8 protein-coding genes are annotated in these 11,283 nt (G+C 70.2%); 2 read left to right on the forward strand and 6 right to left on the reverse strand.

Annotated features, from left to right (window positions below):
• The coding region (locus FOE67_RS06430) for a fumarylacetoacetate hydrolase family protein (protein ID WP_438874190.1) at positions 1-1,161 on the forward strand (1,161 nt) is incomplete at its 5' end.
• Positions 1,162-1,276: 115 nt separating this feature from the next.
• Here the strand turns inward: FOE67_RS06430 and FOE67_RS30615 are convergent.
• From FOE67_RS30615 to FOE67_RS06440, 4 genes are all read right to left on the reverse strand, one after another.
• Entirely contained in the window at positions 1,277-2,524 is a 1,248-nt protein-coding gene (locus FOE67_RS30615; protein ID WP_369075287.1) for a hypothetical protein, read from the reverse strand.
• A gap of 27 nt (positions 2,525-2,551) precedes the next feature.
• Entirely contained in the window at positions 2,552-3,790 is a 1,239-nt protein-coding gene (locus FOE67_RS06435; protein ID WP_267133305.1) for an ABC transporter substrate-binding protein, read from the reverse strand.
• Positions 3,774-4,124: a hypothetical protein gene (locus FOE67_RS28965; protein ID WP_267133306.1), complete on the reverse strand. Its 351-nt coding sequence runs from the start codon at positions 4,122-4,124 to the stop codon at positions 3,774-3,776. The genes FOE67_RS06435 and FOE67_RS28965 overlap by 17 nt, the downstream gene beginning before the upstream one ends.
• Before the next feature lie 335 nt (positions 4,125-4,459).
• The gene (locus FOE67_RS06440; RefSeq protein WP_182661362.1) at positions 4,460-5,413 is read right to left on the reverse strand and encodes a helix-turn-helix transcriptional regulator; all 954 of its coding nucleotides are present in this window, start codon (positions 5,411-5,413) and stop codon (positions 4,460-4,462) included.
• A 58-nt stretch (positions 5,414-5,471) separates the two neighbouring features.
• On the opposite strand from FOE67_RS06440, the gene FOE67_RS06445 reads away from it, so the two are divergent.
• Positions 5,472-7,703 (forward strand): ATP-binding cassette domain-containing protein, encoded by a 2,232-nt coding sequence (locus FOE67_RS06445; RefSeq protein ID WP_143617300.1) that lies wholly within the window; start codon positions 5,472-5,474, stop codon positions 7,701-7,703.
• Between the two features lie 252 nt (positions 7,704-7,955).
• Here FOE67_RS06445 and FOE67_RS06450 read toward each other — a convergent pair whose 3' ends face one another.
• Complete coding sequence (locus FOE67_RS06450; RefSeq protein ID WP_228473613.1) at positions 7,956-9,755, reverse strand: gamma-glutamyltransferase family protein; 1,800 nt, start codon at positions 9,753-9,755, stop codon at positions 7,956-7,958.
• 251 nt (positions 9,756-10,006) lie between these two features.
• Entirely contained in the window at positions 10,007-11,032 is a 1,026-nt protein-coding gene (gene rfbB, locus FOE67_RS06455) for a dTDP-glucose 4,6-dehydratase (protein WP_182661364.1), read from the reverse strand.
• Positions 11,033-11,283 lie beyond the last annotated feature (251 nt).

Here is an 11,283-nt window from a genome sequence, read left to right on the forward strand (position 1 = left end):
GCCCTCCGCCCCGACACCGTCCTGCCCGAGGACGCGGACCGGGCCGCCCTCGTCGCCCGTGTGCACGAGCCACGCTGGGGCGGCCCCTGCGTGGCCGCGGTGCGCGGCGAGCACGTCGTCGACATCACCGATATCGCGCCGACCGTCTCGGACCTGATGGAACGCGACGACGCGGCCACGATCGTGCGTGAGGCCCCCGGCGGGCACACCTGGCGCCTGGACGACCTGCTGGACGCGACCGCCACCGGCCGCCGGGACGCCCCGCACCTGCTCGCCCCCATCGACCTCCAGGTGATCAAGGCGGCGGGCGTCACCTTCGTCCGGAGCCTGCTGGAGCGCGTCATCGAAGAGCGCACGGGCGGAGACCCGGCCCGGGCCGCCCGGATACGGACACGGATCGGTCAGGTGGTGGGCGGCACGCTCGACGGCGTCCGTCCCGGATCACCGGAAGCCGCCGGGGCCAAGGAACTCCTGGTCGCCGAAGGGCTGTGGTCGCAGTACCTGGAGGTCGGCATCGGACCGGACCCGGAGGTGTTCACCAAGGCTCCGGTCCTCTCCGCGGTCGGCACCGGAGCCGATGTCGGGGTGCTCTCCGCCTCGGTGTGGAACAACCCCGAGCCCGAGGTCGTCCTCGTCGTCGACTCGCACGGCCGGGTGCGCGGCGCGACGCTGGGCAACGACGTCAACCTCCGGGACATCGAGGGCCGCAGCGCGCTGCTGCTGTCCCGCGCCAAGGACAACAACGCCTCCTGCGCGATCGGCCCGTTCGTCCGCCTGCTCGACGACGGCTTCGGCATCGACGCCGTGCGCGGACTCGACATCGACCTGCGGATCGAGGGTGCGGACGGCTACGCCCTGCACGGCCGCAGCTCCCTGCGCGAGATCAGCCGCGATGTGCTGGACCTGGTGGCCGCCACCCACGGCGCCCACCACCGGTACCCGGACGGATTCGTGCTGTTCACCGGAACCCTGTTCGCCCCGACCGAGGACCGGCGCGCACCCGGTGAAGGCTTCACCCACGAGTACGGCGACATCGTGCGGATCTCCAACCCGCGGCTGGGCGCCCTCGTCAACACCGTCGTCACCAGCGAGCAGGCTCCGCCGTGGTCGTTCGGCGTGCGGGCGCTGATGCGCAACCTGGCCCGGCGCGGCGTGCTCTGAACCCCGGGCGAGCCCCGCCGGGCCGGGGTGGTCAGGACGGTTCCTCCCCTCCTCCGCCCGGTCACGGGCGGAGGAGGCGCCTCCTGCCGGCCGGAGGACACCGGGGCGGCCGGCATCACCCCGGGACCTCGGGGCCCACGTCGCGACACCGCCCGCGTTCGCGGCACACACCCGATCGACCCGGGTCTCCGGCAGGACCCTCCGGCCCGGCGCGACACCGGCGCCAGGGTCTTGGGGGCGGTACCGAGCAGAACCACCCGGGCCGGATCCCCATCCTGCAGGATCCGCGTGGGGTGCTCCGGCGAACGAACTCCGCATCGTAGGCGTCCTCCGGCACACCACCCCGTCGACGGCGCGCCCGGGTCGGGAGGGCCGACCGGCGCTCCGGGGAGAGCACGGCGCCCGTGGGGAACCGATGCGCGACACCGACGAGCGCGCGTACCGTCCCGTCATCGCGGAGGGCTCCGACGACCGGACCTTCCTCGTCGACCGGGACGGGCACCGGGGCGAGACCGGCGGTCCACGCGCACTCGGCCGGCACGGGCAGGACCGGATCCTGGACAGCGATCCTGCGATGCCCCGACGCCCGCAGCACCCGGCACATCCTGGCCGGCCCGTCCCGGGTACCCGGCGTCAGGACATCGACCGCCCGGAGATCCGCGGCCCGCGAGCGTGCCGGATGGGGGGCCACCGGCCTCCCGGGTGACCGGCGTTCCCGCGACATCGACCGCGAACAGGTCGTCACCGGTGGCCGAGGCCGGGGCGGCGCGCATCGAGACCGCCCACCGTTCATGCGGGGCGGCCCGGAGGTCCGGGACCCCGGCGTCAGCTCCGGCAAGGGCCGGCGACCGTTTCCGCGCGGGTCCGGGAACGGCCTTCCGGGAGCGGGGTTGATGTCACCCGCTGATGTCAGAGGGCCCTTGCGGAATCCGCAAGGGCCCTCTGACCTGTGTCGGGACGGCGGGATTTGAACCCACGACCCCTTGACCCCCAGGTCGCCTCCGAGTACGGCACCGAGCCAGGCAGGGTACTGCTCGGCGAAGGAGCGATCCAATCCCCAGTACTCACGCAGTTGGGCGAGTTGCTCGTCGGTGGGGCTCGCCTCGGCCCCGATGTAGGCCGCGATGGGATCCACGGGGGAGTGGTAAACCAGGGTGAATGCCAACAACGAGACACCGAACAGCAGGCCGAACAGGCGTGCCACCCGGACACAGATGACCCGTGCGAGCCCCCGGCCCCGGCGCGGTCCCCTCGTGGGGACCGCCGCCGGGACCCGACCGGGCGCCTCGGTGACGGACCGGCTGTCGAGAGCACCGCTCACTGCTCCCGGCGCCAATCCGCAATATTGTTGAACAGCGCCCATTCGTGACCGTGCGCGTGCATCGGCTGCTCACCCAGGCTCACCCCGTCGGCGACGAAGTAGAGGTGGTCGATCCGCGCCAGCCACACCAGCGGCGCGTCCCCCCCCCCCCGGGGGGCCGGCGAAGCCGGTGGTGCCGTCCCACTGGGCCCGCTTCCACCAGGAGTTGGCCTCTTCCTGGGTGGTGGCGGCCAGCGCCTGCTCCAGAGCCCGATCGACCTGCTCGTTGGAGTAGTGCGGCATGTTGTTGTAGCCGACGTTGTGCTCCTCGGTGGAGTACATCTCGTAGAGCTGGTGCGGATGGTGCCGGCCACCGCCCCAGGTCACGGCGTTGGCCTTGCCGTCCACGAAGATGCCGTCCCAACTGGTGCCCTTGATCCGGATGTCGATCCCCAGCTCCCGTGCCTGCTCACCGACGACCAGGGCCAGGTCGCTGCGGAGGTTGTCGTCGGCCGGGTGGAGCAGGGTGAAGGACGCGGTCAGGCCGTCCTTCTCCACGATGCCGTCGCCGTTCTCGTCGACCCAGCCGGCTTCGGCCAGGAGCTCCCGGGCACCTTCCACGTCACCGTCCTCGAAGACGGTCTCCTCGTTGAACCAGGGAAGGGTGTCGGCGAGTGAATAGGCGGGACGTCCGTACCCCTGCAGCGCGATGTCGACGATCGCCTTCCGGTCGAGCCCGAGGTTGAGGGCCTGTCGGATCGCCGGGTCCGCGGTCACGTCGTTGCCGACCTCCACGTCCTTGCCGTTGATCCTGCCGGAAGCCCCTGCCGGCAGGGTGGGCAGGGACAGGCCGCGTGAATCGACGCTCTCGAAGCGGTGCAGACTCATCCCCGGGAGCTTCTGCCCGGCGAATGTGGGCGGAACGTACAGGACATCGACATCACCGGCGCGGGCGGCTGCCAGGGCTGCGTCCTCGGTGAGGAAAAGGAAAGTCAGTTTGTCGAACCCGGGGGTGGGGCCGTACCAGTGCGGGTTCCTCTCCAGGATCAGCTGCTGGCCGTCCGGGTAGTCGACGACGCGGTAGGGGCCCGAACCGATCGGGTCGGCCGAGTAACCCTCGCCGTAGTGATCCCCGGGGAGGATCGGTATCTCGGTGAGCTGGCTCACGAAGGTCGACCGGGGCTCGGTCAGCGTGAACTCGATGGTGTGGTCGTCGATCGCCCGGATCCGGTCCACGAACCCCAGGTCGAACTGGACGCCGTCCTCCTTGAGCAACGTGTAGGTGAACTCCACATCGTGCGCGGTGACGGGGTCACCGTTCGAGAACATGGCCTCGGGCCGCAGGGGCAGAGTCCAGACCAGCCCCGTCCTCGGAGACGGTGTGGTCCGTGGCCAGGTCACCTTCGAACTCCAACGACGAGTTCGCCTTCAGCAGGGAGCTGTGGATCGGCCGGATCTGGGCCGGACGGGTTCCCCACCCCTTGAGCGGGTCGAACTCACCACCGGAGATGTTCCCGACGGCGAGGGTCAGCGAGGTGCTTTCCGCGTGGTCCGGCCGCTCCCGGGGAGTGCTGTCGGCGCAAGCGGTCAGCGTGCTCAGTGCCAGGGAGGCCGCAAGCGCTGTGATTGCCCGGGTGCGGCGAGGACGACGAGTGGGTGGCAACGGGTCTCGATGCGGGCGCAACGTTTCTCCTGTGGGGACGTGACGAGTGGCGACGGGGCGTCCCCGGGATGGGCACAAGATCGCCTCGAGAACCTTATATGAAAATGATTGTCGCTTTCACGAGGGTGGGGAGGCCGTGGTGAGAAGTGCGTCACCCCTGGCAGGGGATCGGTACGGCCGCTCCCACGGAGCCTCCCCGACCCGGGGACACCCCGGGTCCTGCCACCGACAGGGGGAACAGCCAGGCCGGGCCCGGAGGCCGGCGATCCTCTTGCGGGACGCTGAAAAACATCATGGGGAAGTCCGACGGGGGGCCGCGCAGAGCGCGTGGGACGTCACCCGTGGCGGAGGAGGCGGGCGCCGAAGGCCCGAAGGGCGTCCCGGAAAACGGCCGGCTCCTCAACGGTGAAGTCGGCCTCCAGGAAGGCGATGTCCGGGAGCAGCCACTGCCAGGTGTCGAGCATCAGGACGGCCCTGGTCCGCCGCTCGCCCAGAGCGACGAGTTCGACATCCCGGTACGCGAACGCCTCGGCGACGACGGGCAGGGGCGCGTCCACGGTGACCACGACGCGCTCGCGGTGCTTGTCGAATCCCCGGCGCAGGTAGTCGAGCGCGGTGTCGGCGGGCAGGGGACGGGGAGTGTAGGAGCTGGTGGACATCCGGAGGCGGGTGATGCGGTCGATGCGGAAGACGCGCCAGTCGTCCTTGCGGGTGTCCCGGGCGAGGAGGTACCAGCGCAGGTGGTGGTGGACGTGGCGGTAGGGGTGGACGCGCCGGGACGTGGTCGAGCCGTCCCGGCCGGTGTAGTCGAAGGTGACGACGGTGTGGTGCCGGATGGCGTCGGCCAGTGAGGCCAGTGTGTCGGCGCTGATGCTCGGAGTGGGAGCGGTGCCCGTTTCCAGGCTCGTCCGGAGGTGTGCGGCGCGGTGGCGCAGTCGCTTGGGAAGGTACTGGTCGACCTTGCCGTAGGCCCGGGTGGCGGCCTCGTCCACGCTGCCTTCGGCGGCGCTGCCGGTGGAGGCGAGGGTGGCCAGCCCGAGGAGGGTCGCGATCGCCTCGTCGTCGTCGAGCGCCAGGGGCGGCATGGCGCTTCCCGCCGCGAGTCGGTAGTGACCGCCGGGGCCGGGCCGGGTTTTGACGGGGTAGCCGTAGCCGCGGAGACGGTCGATGTCGCGCCGCAGCGTCCGGGGACTGACATCGAGGCGCGCCGCGAGTTCCTCACCGGTGAACGCGCGCCCGGTCTGGAGCGTGGCCAGCAGGGCGAGGACGCGTTGGGTGACATCCGCCATGCCCCCATTCTCGCAGTCGCGGTCGGAATGTGGCCACATCTGCTCGTAGCCTTGCCACATGCTGGAGCGTACGATCCGTATCCGAAGTGCCCGGACCAACAACCTGAAGCGCCTGGACGTGGAGATTCCGCGCGGCCGACTGGTCGTGTTCGTCGGGGTCTCCGGGTCGGGCAAGTCGTCCCTGGTGTTCGACACGATCGCGGCGGAGGCCGGGCACCAGCTCAACGAGACCTACCCGCCGTTCGTCCGCAACCGACTGCCGAAGTGGTCACGCCCCGAAACGGAAGGGATCGAAGGGCTCTCACCGGTCGTGGTGATCAATCAGCGCAGGCTCGGTGGGAACGCCCGGTCCACGGTGGGGACGATTACCGACACCTGGACCCACCTGCGGCTGCTGTTCTCCCGTGTCGGCTCGCCGCACGTGGGCGAGTCGAACCGATTCTCCTTCAACGATCCCACCGGCATGTGTCCGACCTGCTCCGGAATCGGGGAGGTCGTGGTGAGCGCCGTCGACCGGTTCCTGGACCTGGACAAGTCCCTGGCCGAGGGCGCGATCCTGCTGCCCGGCTTCGGGGACGGCGGCTACTGGTACTCCCGGTACGCCGACATCGGCAGCTTCGACGCCGACACCCCGCTGCGGGAATGGACACAGGAGGAGCGCCGGGCACTGCTCCACGGAGGTGAGCACGCCGCCCGCCTGGGCACCAGGCCCCCCAAGGACTACGAGGGCATCGTGGAGCGGTTCGAGCGCATCCACCTGCGCACGACCGACAACCTCTCCGACCGCAAAAGGGAGGTCATCGCCCGCTTCACCCGCTCCCGGGTCTGCCCCGACTGCCACGGCGACCGCCTCAACGAGGCCGCCCGCACCGCCACCGTCGCGGGTCTCACCATCGGCGAGATGGCCCGCATGGAGATCACCGAACTCCTCGGTGTGCCGGGGAAGGTGACCGACCCCTCCGTCGCGCCGGTCGTGGCAGCCCTCGAGGAGAGACTGCGGGCCATGGTCACCATCGGACTGGGATACCTCCACCTCGGCCGTGCGACCACCACCCTTTCCGGCGGGGAGTCGCAGCGGATCAAGACCGTCAAGCACCTCGGCAGCAGTCTCATCGAGATGCTCTACGTCTTCGACGAGCCCACCGTCGGGCTCCACCCGCACGACATCGCCTCCATGACCACCCTGCTGCGGCAGCTGCGCGACAAGGGCAACACCGTTCTCGTCGTCGAGCACGACCCCGCCGTCATGGAGATCGCCGATCAGATCATCGAGATCGGGCCCGACGCGGGCGCCGGGGGAGGGGAACTGGTTTTCCAGGGCACCTTCGACGAGCTCCGGAAGGCGCGCACGGCGACAGCCGTCGCCCTCGAGGAGCGGGTGCCGATCACCACCGGCCCGCGGAAGGCCACCGGTGCGATCACGGTGGCGAACGCCACCCGCAACAACCTCAAGGAACTGACCGTCGACATCCCCACCGGGATCCTCACGGTCCTCACCGGGGTCGCGGGGTCCGGGAAGTCCAGCCTCGCGATGGAGATGGTCGCCCAGCACGACGCGGTCGTGATCGACCAGAAGCCGGTCGGCACCAACCGCCGCTCCACCCCCGTCACCTACACCGGGACGGCCCCGGCCATCCGCAAGCTCTTCGCCGAGCACAGCGGCCTGCCCGCCAACCGGTTCAGCGCCAACTCCGAGGGAGCCTGCCCCGACTGCAAGGGGCTGGGCGTCATCCACACGGACCTGGCCTTCATGGACGGTCAGGAGACCGTGTGCGAGACCTGCCGGGGACGGCGGTTCATCGACGAGGTGCTGCGCCACCGGGTCAACGGACTGTCCATCGCCGACATCGACGACCTGACGATCACCGACGCCATCGGCAGGCTGCCGGACAAGCGGATCCGCGAGGCCCTGACGCAGTTGGAGCGGGTCGGACTCGGCTATCTGCGCCTCGGCCAGCCCCTCACGACGCTGTCCGGTGGTGAATGCCAGCGGGTCAAGATCGCCAAGGAACTGCGCGAGGCCACCGAACCGACCCTCTACGTCCTCGACGAGCCCACCACCGGTCTGCACCTGCGCGACACCACGGTGCTGCTGGACGTCCTCGGCCAGCTCCTCGACCGGGGCCACACCGTCGTCGTGATCGAACACAATCTCGATGTCATCCGGCGCGCGGACTGGCTCATCGACCTCGGTCCGGGCCCCGGCCGGCACGGGGGCAGGGTTCTCTACCAGGGACCGGTCGACCGGATCGAGGGCACCGCCACCGCCGCCGCCCTGCGGGACGGATGAGCGCCCCGTCCCGCGACCACACGCGAAGCGGGACGACGACCCGCACCACCCGACCCGGACGGCCGTGCACCGCCCGTTGCGGAGGACCCTCTCTCCCGACACCGGGACGCCCCCGGTGTCGGGAGGGCGCGACGCTCGGTCGGCTCGGCGTCGGGACCCGTGAGTCGGCCCCGGCGGCCCCCGGTGGCAGCGGCTTCCACCGGGACCGGTGTACGGCCGAGGGCCCCGGTCGTGGAGTGCCCCCGCCGCGGGTCAGCGGGCCATGGCATACGTCTGACGCCCGCGCGGACTTGCGGCGGCCAGCAGGAGGTCATCCCCGGGATCCGCGCCGACGGCGCAGACCTTGCCCAGCGAGAACTCGGCTGCCGTTTCGACCTCGTGCCCGCGGGTGCGCAGTTCCTCGATGACCTCCGGGTCGCAGTTCCGCTCCACGGTCAGCACCCTCGGACGCGACTCGTGTGGAGTGAACGAAGCGGCGAAGTGGTCGGTGTGGAAGGCGAGGGTCTCGGTCGCGGACTGGAGGTCGAGGCCGAACTCGACCACTGCGAGGAAGAACTCCAGGGTCCACTGGTCCTGGCGGTCCCCGCCCGGGGTGCCGAAGGCCAGAATCGGTTTGCCGTCCCTCATGACGAGGCTGGGACTGAGCGTGGTGCGCGGGCGACGCCACGGCCCGAAGGAGTTGGGGTGTCCTTCCTCGAGGGTCATCGTCTGCGCCCGCGTGCCGAGGGAGATGCCGGTGCCCGGAATGACCGGGGAGCTCTTCAGCCACCCGCCGCTGGGGACGGCGGCCACCATGTTGCCGAACCTGTCGGCCACGACGATGGTGCAGGTGTCGGTACGGGCCCTCGTGGCGCGGACGACGGTGGGCAGCCCGTTGCGGATCTGGGACATCCAGTGCTCCCGCTCCGGCGGCACCGGGTCCGCCACGTATTCCGGCACGTGTGGACGGCGTCCGCCGGGGGAGCCGGGGCGCAGAGCGGTCGCGGCCTTCGCTCCGACCAGTTCGCGCCGCTCCGCCGTGTAGGCGGGGCTCAGCAGGATGTCCAGCGGAACGTCGCTGTGGTCCGGGTCCCCGTACCAGGCCTCGCGGTCGGCGAAGGCCAGCTTGGCGCACTCGGCCACGGTGTGGATGTATTCCGCGCTGTTCAGGCCCATGCCGCGCAGATCGAAGCCCTCCAGGAGTGCGAGCTGCTGGAGGAAGACCGGGCTCTGCGACCAGGGGCCCGGTTTGTGGACCGTGCAGTCCCCGTACCGGATGTGCGCGGACTCCTCCACGGTCGCCTGCCAGTCCGCCATGTCCTGACCGGTCAGTATTCCCTTGTGCCGTCGTCCGGTGGAGTCCAGAACCTCCGTGGTGGAGACGAAGGTGTCGACGGCCTCGGCGACGAAGCCCCTGTAGAAGGCCTTCTCGGCCGCGGCGATCTGCGCCTCACGCCCGCCGGAAGCGGCTGTGGCCTCCCGCAGCAGCCTCTTGTACGTCTCCGCCAACGCCGGATTGCGGAACCGTGAACCGGCGGCGGGGGAACGACCGTTCGGCAGGTAGACGCGCCCGGACTCGAGCCACTCCGTCTCGAACAACGGTGCCATTACCTCGATGGCCTCCGCCGCGCCGGTCGGCAGCGGAAACCCGGTCTCCGCGTAACCGATGGCGTAGTCGAGGATCTCGGAGAGCGGCAGTGTGCCGTGCTCGGTCAGCATCCGCATCCAGGCGCCGAAGGCGCCGGGCACGACGGCCGGCAGCAGACCCGAGCCCGGGATCTGGTTCAGCCCCAACCGCCTGATGCCGTCGATGGTGGCGGTCCGGGGCGTCGGCCCCTGGCCGCACACCACCTGCACGCGGTCCGTCGCCGCCCGGTAGGAGAGGATCGGCACATCACCACCGAGTCCGTTGAAGTGCGGTTCGACCACCTGCAGGACGAAACCGGCCGCGGCCGCCGCGTCGAAGGCGTTGCCGCCCTTCTCAAGGACCGACATGGCGGCCGCCGAGGGCAGCCAGTGGGTCGAGGAGACGGCTCCGAAGGTTCCACTCAGCTGTGGTTTTCCCCAGTTCAACGCGATATGCCCTTCTGTGTGAATGGTTTCGTGACGGGCCCCGACGGGCGGGTGCCCGCCGGGGCCTGCGAGGAGGCCCGCCTCCGCGCTGCTGCGATCGCTGCGCAGACACTCCCCGTTGCGGGGCCGGAGGCGGGGACGGGGCGGTCGGATCGGGTGGAGGCCATCGACACCCCCGGTCGGTCACCGGGGGCGGTTCTCGAGATGTGGGCACAGGGGGTTTCCGCGGTTCCCGGCGGAGGTATCGCGGATCAGCGGTCGACGGTGCCGGTGACTCCGGCCCGGGGGCGGGTGGCCGGGGCGGGCGGCCGAGGGATCGCCCCCACGGGCCACCAGTTCTCGTTCCTGCGGTACCAGTCGACGGTCTCGGCCAGCGCGCTGCGGAAGTCCCGGCGCGGCACCCACCCCAGCTCCCGGCGGATCTTGGCGGTGTCGACCGAGTAGCGCCGGTCGTGTCCCGGACGGTCGCCGACAGGTTCGACGCTGTCCCAGTCCGCGCCGCAGTGTTCCAACAGGAGGGCGGTCAGCTGTCTGTTGGTGAGCTCGACCCCGCTCCCGATGTTGTAGATCTCCCCGGCCCGTCCGGCCGTGCGGACCAGTTCGAGTGCGGCGACGTGGTCGTCGACGTGGAGCCATTCCCGGGTGTTGTCGCCGGTGCCGTAAAGCGGTATTCCTTGCCCATTCAACAATCTGGTGACGAAGAGCGGAATTATCTTTTCAGGGTATTGGCGGGGGCCGAAGTTGTTGCAGCATCGCGTGACGCGCACGTCGAGGCCGTGGGTTGTTCGGTAACCGAGTGCGAGCAGGTCGCCGGCCGCTTTCGAGGCGGAATACGGCGAACTTGGGCACAGCGGGTGGTCCTCGGGCCAGGAGCCGTGTGCGATGGAGCCGTACACCTCGTCTGTGGAGACGTGGACGAAACGTCGGATGCCGTGCCGGACCGCCGCGTCCAGCAGGATCTGGGTGCCCAGGACGTTGGTGCGAACGAACTCCCGCCCGTCGGCGATCGACCGGTCCACGTGGCTCTCGGCGGCGAAGTGCACGATCTCGTCCACGTCCCCGACGAGGTGGTCGACCGTGTGCGGGTCGCAGATGTCGCCGGGCACGAAGTGGAATCCCGGATGGCTGCGCACCGGGTCCAGGTTGGTGGGGTTGCCCGCGTAGGTGAGACGGTCCAGAACCGTGACGCACAAGTCACTCCGTGGCGTCAACAGGGTTCTCACGTAGTGTGATCCGATGAATCCGGCTCCGCCTGTCACAAGGATACGGGTGGTCACGAGATGCTCCTTGAAATTCATTTTATCGGGCGAATCTGCGGGTAGCGGATGAGGGTGCAGGCGATGGCGGTGAAGGCGAGGAGGTGTTCGGCCTTGCGCTCGTGGCGGTGGCGCGGGCGGCGGCACGGCCGAGTCGGGCCGCTGTCACCGGTTACCGGGCCGTGGCAACCGCGTCCACGGAGAACTCGTCCACCACGGCGACCTCCTCCGTTCCCGGCCGAGATCGCGGGTTTTGGGTGGTGGGGGGGAGG

It is taken from the genome of Streptomyces calidiresistens (genome assembly GCF_014141525.1).
GTDB classification, from domain to species: Bacteria; Actinomycetota; Actinomycetes; order Streptomycetales; family Streptomycetaceae; genus Streptomyces; species Streptomyces calidiresistens.